Here is an 18,339-nt window from a genome sequence, read left to right on the forward strand (position 1 = left end):
GCAGGTCAGGGTCATGGTGTTGGCGTCGGTTTCGGGGTGGGTGCGGTAGGGGTTGTTGTGGTGGACCTGGCACTGGTAGGCGGGCACGGTGCAGCCGGGGAAGGTGCAGCCGCGGTCTCTGGCGTGTAACACGATTCGCTGGGCTGGGGAGGCCAGGCGTTTGGTGTGATACAGCGCGAGTGCTTTGCCGTGGTTGAAGATGGCCAGGTAGTGGTGGGCGTGGGAGGCCAGCCGGATCACATCCGACATCGGTAGCAGGGTGCCGCCGCTGGTGAGTCCGCGGCCGGCGCCGGCTTCCAACTCCTGCAAGGTGGTGGTGACGATGATCGAGGTGGGCAGCCCGTTGTGCTGACCCAGCTCCCCCGACGCCAGCAGTGCCCGGCCGGCGGCGACGAGTGCGTCGTGGTGGCGCTGCCCGGCGGTGCGGGTGTCACCCTGAATCGCGGCCTGCGACGGTGTCCCACTGATGCACGGTGTGTCGTCGGCCGGGTTGCACATCCCGGGGGCGGCCAACTTCGCGAAGACGGCGTCGAGGGTGGCGCGGGCTTCGGGGGTGAGCCAGCCGCTGATCGATGACATCCCGTCGATGTCCTGTTGACCAATGCTCACGCCGCGACGCCGGGCGCGGTCGGTGTCGGTGAAGTCGCCGTCGGGTTTGAGGCAGTCGGTCAGGGTGTCGGCCAGCTTGGCCAACTCATCGGGGCGGTGCTCCAGACTCAGCCGGGCCAATTGCGCTTCAGCGGTAGCGCGGGTGTCCACATCGACGAAGTCGGGGAGCCGGTGCCAGAAACTGCGAATCACCGCGACATGGCCAGCACCGAGGTCGCCGTTGCGTTGCGCGGCCGCGGTCGCCGCAAGGACCGGCGCTAAAGCCTCACCGTTCAAGGCCCGCCGCTCACCGAGGTCGGCGGCTTCGTGGACGCGTCGGGAGGCGTCGGTGCGGCTGATCCGTAACCGGTTGGCCAGCACCGGCGCCAACTTCCCGCCCAGCACGGCCGGCTCGACAACAGCCAGCTCGTTGATCAGCGCATGCTCGACGGCGGGCTGGGCGCGGCGAAACCCTTCGAGGCTGTCGAGGAGGTTCAACCGCTCAGGTGTGGTCAGGGCGTCAAAGCTGAGGTCCAGGACGCGTTTCCAGGCAGACTGGAGCGCGTCGAATCCCTCGACGATCTCTTCGCGACTACTAGAACGCATGTTCGAATATTAACGACGGCCACCGACAGCAGCACCTCACCGAAGCCCGATTGTGGATAAAGCCGCCACTGTGGATAAAGCCGCAACAGTCCACGCCCGCTACGCCTCACACCGGCATGCCGGAGAACATCACCCGCCCGGGATCGTACTTCTGTCGGACGGCGTCCAGCCGCGACAGATTGGGCCCGAAGTAGCGCGACGCCGGCTGGTTGGCCTCGAGGTAATTCACATACCCGCCAACGGAATACGGCTGCACAGCCCGATGCGCGGCGCCCAGCCAGCCAAGAGCAGCGGAGGGATCACCCGGCGTTTCGACGTACCACTGGACCAACGACGACTGCTGGCGCCACGGAAACGCGGACGCCCCGACCGGCACATCCGCCAACGCCCCATCGAGAGCATGCATGATGGCCAGCATGCGACCGGCTCCGCGCGGGAACGCCTCGACAGCTGCGGTGATCCCCTGCGCCGCAGCCGGTGTCAGAGATGAGAACACGTCTGAGCCGCCGACATATCCGAGCGGCGACGGATTGAGGTTGTTCACCGCCAGATAATTCGTCAAATCCAGATAGTTGAATCGGTGATTCTCCGTGCCGGTCGGCGCCAACCCGACGGCCGACGTGATTGCCGATGCGACGCTGCCTCCGGACCCGGGCGGACACGTCGCAAGAATGCGGCAGTGCGTTCCCATCGCGTCGACGGTGGCATCGGCGAGTGCCCAGCAGCTGCGGTCCGCGGTCCGCAGCCAGCTCTGCCAGCCCACCAACACCTGAGCGAACGCTTGCGGTGGAAAGTCGAGATTGACCGCGTCGACCTCCCCCGCCGGGAACGTCGCGAACGTCAACGACGTGGTCACGCCGAAATTGCCACCGCCGCCGCCTCGCAAACCCCAGAACAGGTCGGGCTGGCTCTGCGCCGACGCCGTCACCGCCTGCCCGTTGGGCAACACCACCGTGACCGACCGCAATGCATCCGACATCAGCCCGGCATGCCGGGAATGAGCGCCGAGTCCGCCGCCCAAGGCATGACCCGCGGCCCCGACCGACGGACAGGTCCCGGTGGGAATGCCCCGACCGGCCGCGGCCAGAACCTGATGCATCGCATACAAACTCGTGGCGGGCGGCACTGTGACCAGCCCGGTTGCCGCGTCGAATTCGACGCCGCCGGGCAGCTGACGCAGATCGAGCACCATCGTGCCGTTCGCGGTGGACGCCCCCACGTAGGAATGTCCGCCACCGCGCGGAGCAACTTTGAGATTGTTGGCAGCGGCAAAGACCACGGCTCGCTGCACATCGGACGCAGAGTTCGGCACGACGACGGCCACCGGCGACAAACCGTTGTAGTTGGTGTTGAAAACCGCTTTGGCTGAACCGAATTGAGCAGCGTCTGGGCGGATGACCTGCCCGCCGATGGACAGTCCATCCCAGCCGGTGGCGATCGGCTCGCCGGCGGCGCGGCCCGGGCCGACGAAAGCACCCGCCGCCAACGCCCCGACGGCGCCGCGCAGGAACGTCTGACGTGAGATTCCACCCGTCATGCCCGAATTGTCATGCACGTGAACCCAAGACACGCCGTGACGCCACGCGGACGATCGCGTGTCGCCCCAAACGTACGCGAACCTTTACTCCGCCGTGTTCTGAACGTGACTGCGCTAGACCAGAGTTCGATTCGAACCACGCAACGTAAAGGGGGTAGCGATGCTCGGCAACCAGCCCCTCGCCGTGCGTGTCCTGATCGGTCTGTCATGTCTGATCACCGTCGCCACCGCGTTCTCGATTCCAGGTGAAGCGGATCCCAGCGACGACAACTTCATCGACGCGCTCAGTCACGCCGGGATCGAGTACGGCGAACCGGGCAACGCGATGGCGGTCGGTCAGTCCATCTGCCCGATGCTCGCTCAGCCAGGTAGCAGTTTCGCCGCTGCGGCCTCGGGCGTCGCACGCCGCGGTGTGTCACCGCAACTGGCCCGCGCGTTCACCACGATCGCGATCCAGACCTATTGCCCCGAGCAGATGTCAAACTTGTTGGGCGGCAGCGGCGTAACCACCGCTCCGCGCTTCTAGCGGGTTCCGAGCGGGTCGATCGTCCAGGCGATGTAAACCATCGCCGTGGCGACCGTCGCCATCGTCGCGAAGTCGATCGCCTTGCTGCGCACCACCAACAGCCCGGCACGCTCATCGGTCAACGCCAACCGCAGGACGGCGGCCACGCCCACGCCGATCCCGATCAGTAACGCGCCCCGGCGCCAGAAGTTGGCCGCGGCCAAGCTGAATGCCACCACGAAGATCAGCGTCACCCAGACGATCGGCCACTGCGGTCCAAGTCGGCGCATGCCTATCGGCTCTCGGCCAGCTCGACGACGTTCGTCAGCAGGAACGCGCGGGTGAGCGGCCCGACACCGCCCGGGTTCGGCGACACATGACCCGCAACGTCCCAGACGTCGGGATGCACGTCGCCGGTGAGTTTGCCGTCGACCCGGCTCACCCCGACGTCGATCACGGCGGCACCGGGGCGCACTATGTCGGCGGTCAGCATGTGCGGCACACCGACGCCGGCGACGATGATGTCGGCTTGCCTGGTCAGGGCCGGCAGATCCCGAGTTCCGGTGTGGCACAACGTCACCGTGGCGTTCTCCGACCGCCGGGTGAGCAGCAGGCCGAGAGGGCGACCGACCGTCACGCCGCGACCGATCACCACCACGTGCGCACCGGCGATCTCGACATCGAAGCGCCGCAGCAGGTGCACGATGCCGCGCGGCGTACAGGGCAGCGGCGCCGGATCCATCAGCACCAGCCGACCCAGATTCGTCGGGTGCAACCCGTCGGCGTCTTTTGCGGGATCGACGCGCTCCAGCGCCGCGTTCTCGTCCAGACCCTTGGGCAGCGGCAACTGGACGATGTAGCCGGTGCACTCGGGGTTGGCGTTGAGTTCGTCGATGGTGTCGTTGAGCTCGGCCTGGCTGATGTCGGCGGGCAGATCGCGGCGCAGCGAAGTGATGCCCACTTTCGCGCAATCGGCGTGCTTGCCGCGCACGTAAGCCTGCGAACCGGGATCCTCGCCCACCAGGACGGTGCCCAGTCCCGGAGTCTTGCCCGCCGCGGTCAGCGCGGCGACGCGCTCCTTGAGATCGACGAAGATCTCGTCACGTGTGATTTTGCCGTCCAACGTGATTGCACCCACGTCGTCCAGTTTGGCATGTGCGTCCGCCATCACAGTTAGGCTCCACACATGTCCGAAGCCCCGGACGTGCTGGCACCGGCAAAGCTCGGACCCATCACGCTGCGCAATCGCACGATCAAATCCGCAACCTTCGAAGCTCGTACGCCGGGCGCGCTGGTCAGCGACGACCTCATCGAATATCACCGATTGCCCGCGGCCGGCGGCGTGGGCATGACGACCGTCGCCTACTGCGCGGTCTCGCAGGGTGGCCGCACCGAAGGCAACGGGATCTGGATGCGCCCGGAGGCCGTGCCCGGATTCCAGCGACTCACCGAGGCGATCCACGCCGAGGGCGCGGCGGTCAGCGCCCAGATCGGGCACGCCGGACCGGTCGCCAACGCCCGCTCCAACAAGGCGACGGCCTTGGCGCCGGTGCGTTTCTTCAATCCGATCGGCATGCGGTTCGCCAAGAAGGCCAGCCGCGACGACATCGACGACGTGATCGCCGCGCACGCCAACGCGGCCCGGCTGGCCGTCGAGTCCGGATTCGACGCCGTCGAAGTGCATCTGGGTCACAACTACTTCGCCAGCGCCTTTCTCAGCCCGCTGATCAACCGCCGCAGCGACGAGTTCGGCGGGTCGCTGGAGAACCGCGCCAAGGTCGCCCGCGGAATGGTGTTGGCCGTCAAACGCGCCGTCGGCGACCAGATTGCGGTGACCGCAAAGCTCAACATGTCCGACGGCGTGCGCGGTGGCATCTCGGTCGACGAATCCATCACGACTGCCAAGTGGCTGCAGGACGACGGCGCCCTGGACGCGATCGAACTCACCGCGGGCAGCTCGCTGGTCAACCCGATGTACCTGTTCCACGGCGATGCGCCGCTCAAGGAATTCGCCGGCGCGTTCTCCCCACCACTGCGCTGGGGCATGCGGATGACCGGAAAGAAATTTCTCCGCGAATATCCCTATCGCGAGGCTTACCTGTTACGCCAGGCGAAGCAGTTCCGCGCCGAGCTGACCATCCCGCTGATTCTATTGGGCGGCATCACCAATCGCGACACGATGGATCTGGCGATGGCGGAGGGCTTCCAGTTCGTCGCGATGGGCCGGGCGCTACTGGCTGAGCCCGACTTGATCAACCGGATCGCCCGCGACGGCGCCCAGGTCCGTTCCGCCTGTACGCACTGCAACCGGTGCATGCCGACGATCTACAGCCGCACCCGCTGCGTGGTCACCGGCGCGCCCGACGCGCTGGCACGTTGATCGCCCGTATCTATCGAAAAGGCTTGAAACGCCAGCCGATGCATTCGGCTCAGTGAGCCGAGCAGCTAATGTTGGGCCGATGAGTCACGCAGCACAGCCCGCGCTGACAGTCCGGTACGACGGGTCACAACGCACTTTCGGTGCAGGTCATGACATCGTGGTCGGCCGCGATCTGCGCGCCGATATGCGCATCACGCATCCGCTGATCTCCCGGGCGCACCTATTGCTCCGCTTTGACCAGGGCCGTTGGGTGGCCATCGACAACGGCTCGCTGAACGGAACGTACGTCCACGGCCGTCGCGCACCGGTGATCGACCTGCACGACGGCCAGACGATCAACATCGGCAACCCGGATGGCCCCGCGCTCAGCTTCGAGATCGGCCGCCACGACGGTGGACGACCGCCGCAGACGACGTCGATGCCGATCGCCCGGGCCGGCGCGCCCGCACGGCCAGGCCCCGGGCAGCAGCCACACCGCCCGCCGCCGCGCCCGCAGGAGCCCCCGCCGGGCCCCGGACCGCGCCCGTATCCCGGCGGACCACCGCAGCAGCCGTATCCGGGACCACGGCAGCCCAATTACCAGCCGGGTCCGTCGCCGCAGGTCCCCTCGCATCAACCGCCGCCCCCGAGCCGGCAACCCGCACCGGCACCGGTGAACTACGCGCCGAAAACCGAGATGGGGCCGGCTCCGGCGATCAGCACTCCGCCCGAGGCGGGCAACCTCGCCACCAAGATGATTCAGGCGATCCTGCCCGGCTCGTCGACCCCGAACAAGCCGGCCGGATCGATGACGATCGGCCGTGCCAACGACAACGACATCGTCATCCAGGACGTCCTGGCCTCGCGGCATCACGCATTCCTGGTCGACTCGCCGCTCGGCACCGAGATCCGCGACGCCAGCAGCATCAACGGCACATTCGTCAACGGCGTGCGGGTCGGCTCTGCGGTGCTCAGCGAGGGTGACGTGGTCACCATCGGCAACATCGACCTCGTCTACACCGACGGCAACCTGGTTCGCCGTACCGAGGCCGCGACCCGGACCGGCGGTCTCGAGGTCAACAACGTGCACTTCCGGATCGACGGCAAGGAGTTGATCAACGGCATTTCACTGACGGCCCGCCCTGGCAGCCTGACCGCGATCATCGGCGGCTCCGGTGCGGGTAAGACGACGCTGTCGCGGCTGATCGCAGGATACACCCGGCCGAGCGCCGGCAATGTCACGTTCGAGGGCCACGACATCCACGGCGAATACGCGACCATGCGTAGCCGGATCGGGATGGTGCCGCAGGACGACGTGGTGCACCGACAGCTGACGGTGAACCAAGCGCTGGGCTACGCCGCGGAGTTGCGGCTGCCACCGGACACCAACAAAGAGGAGCGAGCTCAGGTCGTAGCGCAGGTGCTCGAGGAACTCGACCTGACCAAGCACGCCGATACCCGCGTCGACAAGCTATCGGGCGGTCAGCGCAAACGCGCGTCGGTCGCGCTGGAGTTGCTCACCCAACCGTCGCTACTCCTGCTCGACGAACCGACCTCTGGTCTCGACCCGGCGCTGGACCGTCAGGTGATGCTGATGCTGCGCCAGCTCGCCGACGCAGGCCGTGTCGTGCTGGTGGTCACCCACTCGGTGTCCTACCTGGACGTGTGTGACCAGATCCTGCTGTTGGCGCCCGGCGGCAAGATGGCTTTCAACGGCCCGCCCAGCCAGGTAGGCGAAGCGCTGGGCACCACCAACTGGGCGGACATCTTCGCCAATGTCGGCGCCGACCCCGACGAGGCGAACCGCCGCTTCGTCGAACGCGGCGGCAGATCCGCGATCAAGCCGCCGGACAGAGAATCCCCCGCCGATCTCGGCGAACCGGTGCACACCGATCTGTTCCGTCAACTCTCCACGATCGCACGTCGGCAGATCCGGCTGGTCATCTCCGACCGCGGCTACTCCGTGTTCCTCGCGGTGCTGCCGTTCCTGATCGGCGCGCTGTCACTGACCGTCAAGGGCCCGAAACCCGGTCTGGGACCGGCGGATCCGCTGGGCCTGGCACCCACTCAGCCGCAGTACATCATGGTGCTGCTCAATATCGGGGCCGTGTTCATGGGCACGGCGCTGACCATCCGAGACCTGATCGGTGAGCGGCCGATCTTCCGCCGAGAACAGGCGGTCGGGCTCTCCACGACGGCCTATCTGCTGGCCAAGGTGTCGGTGTTCTGTGTGTTCGCGACGGCCCAGGCGGCCATCGCGACGTTCATCGTCCGGCTCGGAAAGGGCGCTCCCACAGCGCATCCCCCGTTCTTCGGCGATTCGACCTTTGCGCTGTTCATCACGGTCGCCGGAACCTGTGTGGCGTCGGCCATCCTCGGGCTGATGATGTCAGCCTTGGCGCAGACCACCGAGCAGATCATGCCGCTGCTGGTGGTGACGATCATGTCCCAGCTGGTGCTGGCCGGCGGCATGATTCCGGTGACCGGCCGGGCCGGACTCAACCAGCTGTCCTGGCTGACACCCGGACGCTGGGGCTACGCCGCCGGTGCGTCGTCGATCGACTTCCCGAGCCTGGTGAAGGTCAAGCAGATTCCCACCAACGACCCGATCTGGCAGCACTCCCAGCACATCTTCTTCTTCGACCTGGGGATGCTGGTGACGCTGTCGCTGATCTACGGCGGCTACGTGCGGTGGCGCATCCGGCTCAAACGCTAACCGTCCAGACGTAATCCGTGCGCCACGGCGTAGGCCAGCGCCTGCTCGACGTCGATGCGCGCCTTGGTCAGCGTCGCCGTCGTCCACAGCGACGGGTCGACGATTGCGCCGCGCAGATCGGCTTCGTCCAGCCGGGTTCCGGTACTGCGCGCCCCGGAGAGGTCGGCGCCGCGCAACACGGTCTTGCGCAGATCGGCTTCCACCAGGTTGGCCTCGCGCAGCCGGCAGCCGCTGAAATCAATTCCGCGCAGGTCGTTTCCGCCGAGTGTGGTCAGCGTGAAGTCGACCTCGTCGAGGACCACCGGCCGAAACCGGCATCGCACGAACACCGAGCCCAGCATGCTGCACTGACGGAAAGTGCTGTGCCACAGTGTCGTCAGGTTGAATCTGCAGTTGCGAAACGCCGACCCCAGATGTTCCGACTCGGCCAGGTTGACGCCGCTGAAGTCGCATTCGGTGAACACCACCCGGTCGGTGCGTATGCGGCTGAGATCGTCGTCGCGGAAGTCACGGCCGACGAACTCGCAATCGGTCCAATCCACTACGCGGTGGGCGACAAACTCGCCAGCGCGTACTCACTGACGGCGATCAAGGCGTCCGTCGCCGATCTGCGGTCGCGGGCGTCGACATTGATGACGGGGACATGCGTGGGCAACGTCAAAGCTTTACGCACCTCGGCCGCCGGATACCTTGGTGTGCCGTCGAACTCGTTGACCGCGATCAGGAATGGCAGGTTGCGGTGCTCGAAGAAGTCGACCGCGGCGAAGCAGTCCTCCAGTCGCCGACAGTCGACCAGGATCACCGCGCCGATCGCACCCCGCACCAAGTCGTCCCACATGAACCAGAACCTGCGCTGCCCCGGCGTTCCGAACAGGTACAACACCAAATCCTCGTCGAGGGTGATGCGGCCGAAGTCCATGGCGACCGTGGTGGTCCGCTTGTCCGGGGTGGCGTCGACCATGTCGACACCGGCCGAGGCATCGGTGACCATCGCCTCGGTGCGCAGCGGCATGATCTCCGACACCGCACCGACGAAAGTTGTCTTGCCCGCGCCGAATCCACCGGCGATGACGATCTTCGTGGACGCGGTGTCGCGCGACTTCTGATGCAGAGGGGGCCCCGCGTCAAAGCGCTCGTAGGCCACGGAGCGTCCTTCCTATCAGTTCGCGGCGTTCGTCACGGGTCGAGTGTTCGGTCAACGACTGATTCACTCGAAGGTAACCCGAAGTCACCAGATCGCCGACCAACACGCGCGTGACACCGAGCGGCAAATCCAGCCGAGCCGATATTTCCGCCACCGACGGGCTTTTGACGCACAGCTTCACGATTCGGCCCCGGACGTCGTTGAGCGGCCACCGGTGGAACATCGCCGACTGCAACGCCTGCACCGGCGCTTCGAGCGGAATGTCGACGCTGGCCTTCGTCCGGCCCGCCGTCAAGGTGTAGGGGCGGACCAGGCTGGCTTCGGGCGGCGGGGGCTCGAATCTCGGCTCGCGGCTGTCCATCACGTCTCGCTAGTACGTCTGGCTCGGCGACGCAGCGCGTCGGGTCGATTGCACGACGTTGCCGACGCGTTCGACGAGGACCGCCATCTCGTAACCGATCTGGCCGATGTCGCACGACGTCGAGGCCAGCGTCGCCAGGTGTGACCCGTCGCCGACCTGCATCAGCAGCAGGTAGCCGTTCTGCATTTCGACCACCGACTGCAACACCTGGCCACCCTCGAAGAGCTGCGCCGCGCCGCTGGCGAGACTGGCCAGGCCTGAGGACACCGCGGCGAGCTGGTCGGCCCGCTCCTTGGGCAGCCGCTCGCTGGCGGCGATGAGCAGCCCGTCGACGGACACCAGGATGGCGTGCGAGACCCCGCGCACTTCGCGGGCGAAGTTGGACACCAGCCAGTCCAACGATTCGCCCGATCGAGCGGGATGGCTGGGCTGTGCGGGATGAAACGCTGAGGTCATTCGGTGTCGGATCCTTGATCGTCGTCACGGGCATGGGCGCGGCCGGCGCGCACACCGCCGAAATGGCTGCTGATCGACGCGCGGACCGCCTCGGGGTTGCGAGCCGGCGCCGTCCCGTTGTCGTCACCGTCGGCTCGGTGGTGCGCGCTGCCATTCTGCTCTGATCCGGCGCCGCCGGGAATCAGCCGGGCACCGGGGTCACGCACCGGCAAGCCTTGTTCGGTGTGCGTCTGAACCGGTGTGTTGTCCACCTCCGCGGCGGCCGTCCAGCCGTGGTCCCACACCGATTGCCAGTCCAGGTCCGGACTCTGGACCAGATCGCCCGGGTCGACCAGCCATTCGGAGAGCATCCGCTGGTAGATCAGGTCGTCCTCTGCTGTGTCGGTCGGCGCCGCGGCCGGTTCTTCAACCCAGACATCGTCGGGCTCGGCCGCCGGTGCGGGTGGCGGGGCCGGCGGTGCTTCCGGGCGCCGCCGGTTCTCCTTGTTGAGCCGGACCCGCGAGCCGAAGAACGATGAGGTGTTCGAAACGGGTTGCGCCACAGCTCTTTCCGGAACCGGCGGGGCGACCTCGGCTTGGGCGGCCCGATTCGGTACGGGTTGGCCCGGGGCGGCCGGCACGCCGGTGATGCCGCTGCCGCCGGGCCGGCGGCGGGGCAAGAGGCTGACCGAGGACTCGGTCGAAGGAGCGCCATTGCGCTCGGAGTCGTCCTCGATCGGAGCGAGGTCGGCCACGTAGTCCGGTTCGTCGAGCGGCGGCTCGGGCGGCAGCGCGGCCGACTCCGTCGGGCGTGGCGCCGCCGGGCCCGCGTCGGCCCCCGCCAGCACGCTCGACGGCAGGTAGACCTCGGCCGTCGAACCCGACCGCGCCTCCTCGAGCGACGTCCCCCGCAACCGCACCCGGATACCGTGCCGGTCCGCCAACCGGCCGACCACGAAGAGACCCATGTGCCGGGCGCTGTCAGGGCTGACCTCTCCCCCGGCGCGCAGGCGCATGTTGGCGATCCGGCGATCGCCTTCGGTCATGCCGAGCCCGACGTCGACGATGTGCAGTAAAACCGCTCCATCGCTGCGGAATCCGGCCGACACCCGAACCGGCGATGCCGGCGGCGAGTAGCGCAACGCGTTGTCGATCAACTCGGCGAGCAAATGGACGACGTCGCCGGAGACCGCCCCGGAGACCGCGCAGTCGGGCACCATCGACGTCTCGACACGGCGGTAGTCCTCGACTTCGGAGGCCGCCGCGTGGATGACCGACGACAGCGGCACGGTGGTGCGCTGATCTCCCCGGGAACTCTGGGCACCCGCCAGCACCAGCAAGTTCGCGCCGTTGCGTCGCATCCGGGCGGCCAGGTGGTCCAGGCGGAACAGGCTGTCGAGGCGCTCTGGGTCTTCCTCGTTGCGCTCGAGCCGGTCGATCAGCGAGAGCTGTTGGTCGACCAGGGACCGGTTGCGCCGCGACATCGTCTCGAACATGTCGTTGACCAGCAGCCGCAACCGGGCCTCGTCGCCGGCCAGCAGAAGTGCCTGGGTGTGCAACTCGTCGACGGCGTGCGCGACCTGACCCATTTCCTCGGTGGTGTACACCGGCAGCGGCTCCGGTGGTGATTCGTCACCGGCCCGCACTCTGACGATCTCGCGCTCGAGGTCTTCGTGGGCGACCTTCAAGGCACCGTCGCGCAGCACGCGCAACGGGCGGATCAGCGAGCGTGCGACCAGCAACACGATGACGATGGCGGCGAGGATCGCGGTCAGCACCAGCACGGTGTCCCGGATCGCCGCGTTGCGACGATCGTGCGCTTGGTTCTCGACGGCCTTGGTCACCTTGGCGGTGAAGTCCGCGATGATCTGGGAGGCGATCCGGTCGGTGGTCTGCACCGAGCGCAGCAGCGCCGGGTTGTTGACCAGGTTCTGCGCCGGGTCCGACATCACGCCCATCCGGGTGACCATCTGCTGCTGAAGCGTCTTGGCATCCGGAGAGCCGACGCCGAGCACTTCGGCCATTCCGAACAGCGTCGACGGCTCGGTACCGGCAAGGGTCGTCATTGAGGTGCGCAGCTCGGGCTCGGGGAGGTCGGCCCCGCGCGCGATCAGGATCTGCTGCATCGTCATCTGCCCGCGGGCCCCGATCGCCCGGCTGAGCCCCTGCGCCTCGGCGCGGATCTGCTCGTTGTCCACCCGAACCGAACCGTCGATAGCGTTCTCGGCGGTCAGCAGGATGGGCGCGTAGGTGGTCACCCGGGGCCGCAGTCCCAGGGTGTTCGAGGCGACGTTGTCCAGCAAAGATTGCCCGCCGTCCAGCATGGCGTCGACGCCGGCGCTGACGTCGGCTTCGACATCGGTTCCGTGCAGGCGGGCTTCGAGCTCGCTCCTGCGGGCGTCGTAATTCTTCTTTGCTCCCGCGACATCGCCGCCGGTCGAGTTCGCCAGCAGGGCTACATCGAGAGCCGACATGTATTTGGTGATCGCCGGAACCATCTCGGCCCGGTCGGCGGCCAGCCGAAGCCGGTGCGCGTCGGTCAGCGCGCCGGCGACGCGAAAGCCTCCGAACACCATTGCCAGGATCAAAGGCAGCGCGACAATTGCCACGACTTTCCAACGGACAGGCCAATTGTGCAGTGACCACGACGCGGGCCGTTTGGTCGACGCGGATTCGACACCGTTGCGCGCCGCGGCGTCACCGTTGGTCGGTGAGATGGCTCGCGTGGCGCGGGCAAATATCGTCACCGGACCAGCGCGGTGTAAGCGTCCGCTCCGCTGAATCGCAGTGATAGCGCGTCGTTCATGGGACTTCCTGCTAATTGCGCTCGCCCCGAGCGACGGGCAAGCAAGTACGCCTGGCAATTCTGCGAGTATGCCAGGCTGCGGCGGTAGTGACCACAATTCTTACTGAACAGACAGAGTTCACCGATGCCGTTCAGACTGCACTCATCAGCGTCCAGCAAACTTTCTGAACGGTTTACCAGCGCTGCGGCAACACTCAGTACGGTCAACCGGCGGCGTGCCCGATACCGTCATTGCCGTCGCGCACCGAGCGATTAATCGGTTCGGCGAATCGGCGATTCTGCGCGACGCCTACCCATCGGTCCCGGGAGCGAATCCGCCCATTCCGGTTACCGTGTGTTGTGTTCCGCCTCCTGTTTTTCTCGCCGCGAATCCCGCCCAATACCGGTAATGCAATCCGGACGGCCGCGGCCACCGGGGCAGAACTGCATCTCGTCGAGCCGTTGGGTTTCGACCTGTCCGAGCCGAATCTGCGACGGGCTGGGCTCGACTACCACGACCTGGCCTCGGTCACCGTGCATCCGTCGCTGGAGGACGCGTGGACGGCGCTACAGCCGCAGCGGGTGTTCGCGTTCACCGCCCACGCCACTCAGCTGTTCACCACGGTGAGCTATCAGCCCGGCGACGTGTTGATGTTCGGCCCGGAACCCACTGGGCTGGACGCGGCCACGCTGGCCGACCCCCATGTCACCGAGCGGGTGCGGATCCCGATGCTCGATGGTCGGCGTTCGCTGAACCTGGCCAACGCCGCGGCGGTCGCGGTGTACGAGGCATGGCGACAGCAGAGCTTTGCCGGCGCGCGGTGACGATGCGGAACGCGAAGCGGTGATGCAGCCGGTGACTTACCAGGTGTCCCAGTGCGTCAACTGCTCGGCCGGCAGTCGCTTGGCTCGCTTGAAGTCAGTGCCCTTGGTGTAGGCGATCGGGAAAAGACCGCCCTGGCTGTACTTCTCGAAAGGGATGCCGAGAATTTCGGCGACCTGCTCTTCGCCACCCTTGAGTAGGTGCAGCGTCGTCCAGCAGGTGCCCAGCCCGCGCGAGCGCAGCGCCAGACAGTAGCTCCACACCGCGGGGAACAACGAGGCCCAGAACGACACTCCGCCCAGCGGCTGCTTGTCCTCGCGGCCCTCGATGCACGGGATCAGCAGGACCGGCGCTTCGTGCATGTGCTCGGCCAGATACCCGGCGGAGTCCCGGACCGCTCCCATCCGCTCGCCGCGGGTGTCGCCCTCGTCGTATTGGGGTGCCGGCGAGCTCAGGTATTGGCGGGCATTCGCCAGATAGATATCGCCGATCGCCTTCTTCTTCTCCGCATCCTCGACGAAAACCCATTGCCAGCCTTGGGTATTGGATCCGGTGGGCGCCTGCAGCGCCAAGTCGAGGCATTCCATCAGCACGTCGTGCGACACCGGCTTCTCGAAGTCGAGGCGCTTGCGGACCGAACGGGTGGTGGTGAGCAATTCGTCGACAGAAAGATTGAGGGCCATGCGCGCGACATTACCGCGCGACATTTCGACGCCGCTCCGAGCGTGAAACTGTGGCGAATTTTCGGCGTTTTTCTCGCCGTGGTTTCACGTTCGGCGCACCGCAGCGGGACTGTGGGTCTCAACGGAAATCGCGGGACTTCGATCCGACTTGCAAAGTGAGCGGCGCGATCCGTTCCGCCATGACAGTGATTGCGCCACTGGCATTTTGAACCTGACCACGGATCAGCAGAGCCGACGACATCTGCGCCACCTTGCGGTGTCTCGCCCACACCCCCGGTGTGCAGAGCACGTTGACCATTCCGGTCTCGTCCTCGAGGTTGACGAACGTCACCCCTTGCGCCGTCCCGGGTCGCTGCCGGTGGGTGACCGCCCCCGCGACCAGCACCCGGTCACCGTCAGGCACCGAAAGCAGATCGGCGGCGGGCACCACTCCCATCTCGTCGAGATCGGAGCGCAGGAACTGGGTCGGATAGCTGTCCGGTGAGATGCCGGTGGCCCACACGTCGGCAGCGGCCAGCTCCACCTCACTCATCCCGGGTAGCGCCGGAACATGCGACGAGGAGCCCACTCCCGGCAGACGATCCGGTCGCTGGGTGGCGGCCGCACCGGCCGCCCACAGCCCCTCTCGCCGCGACATACCGAAGCAGCGCAGCGCTCCCGCGGTGGCCAATGCCTCGGTCTGCGGCACCGACAGCTGCACCCGAGTCGTCATGTCCAGCAGAGAAGTAAAGGGACCATTCGCTTTTCGCTCCTGCACCAGCTTTTCGGCCAGGTCTTCCCCGATATGGCGGACGTCGCCCAGCCCCAACCTCACCTCGGCTCCGGCGTTCTCCAGCGTGGCATGCACCACGCTGGCTGCCACGCACGGACCGTGCACCGCCACGCCGTGCCGGCGGGCATCGGCCACCAGCGACTGCGGAGAGTAGAAGCCCATCGGCTGCGCACGGAGCAGCGCCGCGCAGAACGCCGCCGGATGATGCAGCTTGAACCACGACGAGTAGAACACCAGCGAGGCAAAACTGAGCGAATGGCTTTCCGGGAAACCGAAATTGGCGAATGCTTCCAGCTTTTCGAAGACCCGGTCGATGACCTCGTCGGTAGCACCGTGCAGGCTCCGCATGCCGTCGTAAAACCGGCCGCGTAACCGCTGCATGCGTTCGGTCGACCGCTTTGATCCCATGGCGCGACGCAGTTGATCGGCTTCGGCTCCGGAGAAGCCGGCGCAGTCCACCGCCAGCTGCATCAGCTGTTCCTGAAACAGCGGTACTCCCAACGTCTTGTGCAGCGCCGGCTCCATCGACGGGTGGTCGTAGACAACCGGGTCGAGGCCGTTGCGCCGCCGGATGTACGGGTGCACCGATCCCCCCTGGATGGGACCGGGACGGATGAGCGCCACCTCGACCACCAGGTCGTAGAACACCCGCGGCTTCAGCCGTGGCAACGTGGCCATCTGCGCGCGCGACTCCACCTGAAACACCCCGACGGAATCGGCGCGCTGCAACATCTCGTACACCGCCGGCTCGGACAGGTCCAGCGTCGACAGGTCGACTTTGAGTCCTTCATGCTCGTGCACCAGGTCGATGGCGTAGTGCAACGCCGAAAGCATGCCGAGGCCGAGCAGATCGAACTTCACCAAACCGATTGCCGCACAATCGTCTTTGTCCCACTGTAGGACGCTGCGGTTTTCCATACGAGCCCATTCGACCGGACAGACGTCGGCGATCGGGCGGTCACAGATCACCATGCCACCGGAGTGGATGCCCATGTGCCGGGGCAGGTTCTGGATCTGTTCGGCCAACTCGATCACCTGCTCGGGAATGCCCTCGATGTCCGACGGGCGTCCACTCCAGTGGCTGATCTGCTTACTCCACGCGTCTTGCTGCCCTTGAGAAAACCCTAGGGCCCGGGCCATGTCGCGCACCGCGATTCGGCTGCGATAGGTGATCACGTTGGCGACCTGGGCGGCATAGTCGCGGCCGTATTTGTCGTAGACGTACTGGATGACGTTTTCCCGAAGGTCCGACTCGATGTCGATGTCGATGTCGGGCGGGCCGTCGCGCTCCGGCGACAGGAAACGCTCGAACAGCAACTCGTTGGCCACCGGGTCGACCGCTGTGACGCCGAGGGCGTAGCAGACCGCCGAGTTGGCCGCCGACCCCCGGCCCTGGCACAGGATGTTGTTTTCCCGGCAGAACCGGGTGATGTCGTAGACCACCAGGAAATATCCCGGAAACTTGAGTTGCGCAATGGTTTTCAGCTCATGCTCGATCTGGGCATACGCCTGAGGCGCCTGGGACCGTTGACCGTAGCGGCGCTCAGCACCGGCCATCGTCAACTCGCGCAGCCAGCTGTCTTCGGTATGCCCGGCCGGTACGTCGAACGGCGGCAGCTGCGGGGCGATCAACGCCAGGCCGAAGGCGCACTGTTCGCCGAGCTCGGCGGCGGCGGTCACTGCGTCGGGGTGCTGGGCGAACAGTCGCGCCATCTCCTCACCGGAACGCAGATGCGAACCGCCCAGCGGCGCCAACCAGCCGGCCGCCTCGTCCAGCGACTGCCTGGCCCGGATGGCGCCCATCGCCATCGCCAGTCGGCGACGGGACGGCCCCGCGAAATGCGCGCCGGTAGTCGCCACCCTGCTCAACCCGAATCGCTGTGCCAGCAAAGCCATTCTGGCGTTGACGTCGTCGTCGGTCGGGCAGCCGTGATGCGTCAGCTCGACACTGACCCGATCGGAGCCGAAGCGGTCCACCAGATCGGCCAGTGCCGCCGCGGCCGCATCCGGCCCGCCGGCGGCCAACGCGGAGCGAACGTGACCTTTGCGGCAACCGGTCAAGATGTGCCAATGGCCACCGGCAGCCTCGGTGAGCGCGTCGAAATCAAAACGCAGCTTGCCCTTTTCACCACCGGCCAGATGTGCCACCGCCAGCTGACGCGACAGCCGACGGTAGCCTTCCGGCCCGCGAGCCAGCACCAGCAGATGCGGCCCGGCCGGATCGGGGGCATCGGTCCTGGCCTCGGATCCCAGCGACAGCTCGGCGCCGAACACCGTGTGCATCTTCAATTCAACGGCCGCTTCGGCGAATCGCACCGCGCCGTAGAGCCCGTTGTGATCCGTCAGCGCGATGGCCCGCAGGCCAAGCCGCACCGCCTCTTCGACCAGTTCCTCCGGCGCACTGGCGCCGTCGAGAAAGCTGTACGCCGAATGCGCGTGCAACTCGGCGTACGGGACCGACGAGCGGGCCGGCCGGCCCTCGTCCGGCGGCTGGTAGGCCACCCGCTTGGGCGATCGGGGTGCTTCATCCGCCGGGGTCCACACCGTAGGCGTGCCGGCACGACGCGGTTTGCCGGAGAGCACCCGCTCCATCTCCGACCAGCCCGGCGGTCCGTTGCTCCACCCCACCGGCGCAGTATATCGAATGTTTGTTCGAATGGCTTTTGGTGTTTCCGGCGGCCTACCCTCGGGGCATGAGAGGGACTTTCATCGCGACGTTCGTGATCGGACTGATCGTCGCGCTGTTCGGTCTGGTCTGGGCGCTCCAGGGATTCGGCGCGCTTCAGGGCAGCCAGATGAGCAGCACCACAACCTGGTCGATCGCCGGCCCGATCACGGCGCTGATCGGGATCGTGGTCGCCGCAGTCAGTTGGCGAAAAATCTGAATTGTGCTGAGCTGGAACAACTCTGATGCAACTCTCAGAGAATCTCAGGCAACTAGAGCTCGAGACCGTTGTTCGGCACGCGACTAACACCGCAGCGGGTTTTCCAACTACGTTGCCACACAACCGACTCCAGTTGTTTA

General features: G+C 66.5%; 16 protein-coding genes. 5 read left to right on the forward strand and 11 right to left on the reverse strand.

The genetic code is table 11. The features are described from left to right. The coding region (locus tag CYU59_RS17175) for an HNH endonuclease signature motif containing protein (protein ID WP_292991876.1) at positions 1 to 1,194 on the reverse strand (1,194 nt) is incomplete at its 3' end. A gap of 106 nt (positions 1,195 to 1,300) precedes the next feature. Then, positions 1,301 to 2,731, reverse strand: coding sequence for an FAD-binding oxidoreductase (locus CYU59_RS17180; RefSeq protein WP_292991878.1), 1,431 nt, complete (start codon positions 2,729 to 2,731; stop codon positions 1,301 to 1,303). Between the two features lie 160 nt (positions 2,732 to 2,891). On the opposite strand from CYU59_RS17180, the gene CYU59_RS17185 reads away from it, so the two are divergent. Further along, entirely contained in the window at positions 2,892 to 3,257 is a 366-nt protein-coding gene (locus CYU59_RS17185; protein WP_292991880.1) for a DUF732 domain-containing protein, read from the forward strand. Here the strand turns inward: CYU59_RS17185 and CYU59_RS17190 are convergent. Both CYU59_RS17190 and CYU59_RS17195 read right to left on the reverse strand, forming a co-directional pair. After that, positions 3,254 to 3,526 carry a DUF3017 domain-containing protein gene (locus CYU59_RS17190; protein WP_292991882.1) on the reverse strand — a complete coding sequence of 91 codons (273 nt, stop codon included), beginning with the start codon at positions 3,524 to 3,526 and terminating at the stop codon, positions 3,254 to 3,256. The genes CYU59_RS17185 and CYU59_RS17190 overlap by 4 nt on opposite strands. 2 nt (positions 3,527 to 3,528) lie before the next feature. Continuing rightward, on the reverse strand, positions 3,529 to 4,374 hold the full coding sequence (locus CYU59_RS17195) for a bifunctional methylenetetrahydrofolate dehydrogenase/methenyltetrahydrofolate cyclohydrolase (protein ID WP_293001161.1): 846 nt from the start codon (positions 4,372 to 4,374) through the stop codon (positions 3,529 to 3,531). A gap of 48 nt (positions 4,375 to 4,422) precedes the next feature. Here CYU59_RS17195 and CYU59_RS17200 point away from each other — a divergent pair, with 48 nt between their 5' ends. Further along, positions 4,423 to 5,616 (forward strand): NADH:flavin oxidoreductase, encoded by a 1,194-nt coding sequence (locus CYU59_RS17200; RefSeq protein WP_292991884.1) that lies wholly within the window; start codon positions 4,423 to 4,425, stop codon positions 5,614 to 5,616. Positions 5,617 to 5,695: 79 nt separating this feature from the next. Continuing rightward, on the forward strand, positions 5,696 to 8,311 hold the full coding sequence (locus CYU59_RS17205) for an ATP-binding cassette domain-containing protein (protein ID WP_292991886.1): 2,616 nt from the start codon (positions 5,696 to 5,698) through the stop codon (positions 8,309 to 8,311). Here CYU59_RS17205 and CYU59_RS17210 read toward each other — a convergent pair. Genes CYU59_RS17210 through CYU59_RS17230 form a run of 5 tightly spaced genes read right to left on the reverse strand, consistent with a single transcriptional unit; the run spans position 8,308 to position 12,968 of the window. After that, entirely contained in the window at positions 8,308 to 8,853 is a 546-nt protein-coding gene (locus tag CYU59_RS17210) for a pentapeptide repeat-containing protein (RefSeq protein ID WP_292991888.1), read from the reverse strand. The genes CYU59_RS17205 and CYU59_RS17210 overlap by 4 nt on opposite strands. Beyond that, positions 8,853 to 9,422, reverse strand: coding sequence for an ATP/GTP-binding protein (locus CYU59_RS17215; RefSeq protein ID WP_293001163.1), 570 nt, complete (start codon positions 9,420 to 9,422; stop codon positions 8,853 to 8,855). The genes CYU59_RS17210 and CYU59_RS17215 overlap by 1 nt, the downstream gene beginning before the upstream one ends. Before the next feature lie 13 nt (positions 9,423 to 9,435). Beyond that, the gene (locus tag CYU59_RS17220; RefSeq protein ID WP_292991890.1) at positions 9,436 to 9,816 is read right to left on the reverse strand and encodes a DUF742 domain-containing protein; all 381 of its coding nucleotides are present in this window, start codon (positions 9,814 to 9,816) and stop codon (positions 9,436 to 9,438) included. A gap of 9 nt (positions 9,817 to 9,825) precedes the next feature. Continuing rightward, positions 9,826 to 10,272 (reverse strand): roadblock/LC7 domain-containing protein, encoded by a 447-nt coding sequence (locus CYU59_RS17225; protein WP_292991892.1) that lies wholly within the window; start codon positions 10,270 to 10,272, stop codon positions 9,826 to 9,828. After that, positions 10,269 to 12,968 carry an ATP-binding protein gene (locus CYU59_RS17230; RefSeq protein WP_293001165.1) on the reverse strand — a complete coding sequence of 900 codons (2,700 nt, stop codon included), beginning with the start codon at positions 12,966 to 12,968 and terminating at the stop codon, positions 10,269 to 10,271. Before CYU59_RS17230 ends, CYU59_RS17225 begins: the two co-directional genes overlap by 4 nt. 428 nt (positions 12,969 to 13,396) lie before the next feature. Between CYU59_RS17230 and CYU59_RS17235 the strand changes: the two genes are divergently transcribed. Continuing rightward, positions 13,397 to 13,861, forward strand: coding sequence for a tRNA (cytidine(34)-2'-O)-methyltransferase (locus CYU59_RS17235; protein ID WP_292991895.1), 465 nt, complete (start codon positions 13,397 to 13,399; stop codon positions 13,859 to 13,861). A gap of 36 nt (positions 13,862 to 13,897) precedes the next feature. Here the strand turns inward: CYU59_RS17235 and CYU59_RS17240 are convergent, their stop codons facing one another. Together CYU59_RS17240 and CYU59_RS17245 are read right to left on the reverse strand one after the other, a co-directional pair. Continuing rightward, positions 13,898 to 14,542, reverse strand: a complete 645-nt coding sequence (locus tag CYU59_RS17240) for a nitroreductase family protein (protein WP_292991897.1) — start codon at positions 14,540 to 14,542, stop codon at positions 13,898 to 13,900. Positions 14,543 to 14,660: 118 nt separating this feature from the next. Further along, positions 14,661 to 17,942 (reverse strand): error-prone DNA polymerase, encoded by a 3,282-nt coding sequence (locus tag CYU59_RS17245; RefSeq protein ID WP_292991900.1) that lies wholly within the window; start codon positions 17,940 to 17,942, stop codon positions 14,661 to 14,663. 65 nt (positions 17,943 to 18,007) lie between these two features. Between CYU59_RS17245 and CYU59_RS17250 the strand changes: the two genes are divergently transcribed. Then, the gene (locus tag CYU59_RS17250; protein WP_292991902.1) at positions 18,008 to 18,199 is read left to right on the forward strand and encodes a hypothetical protein; all 192 of its coding nucleotides are present in this window, start codon (positions 18,008 to 18,010) and stop codon (positions 18,197 to 18,199) included. Positions 18,200 to 18,339 lie beyond the last annotated feature (140 nt).

This window comes from Mycobacterium sp. (assembly GCF_002863225.1).
Lineage (GTDB): Bacteria > Actinomycetota > Actinomycetes > Mycobacteriales > Mycobacteriaceae > Mycobacterium.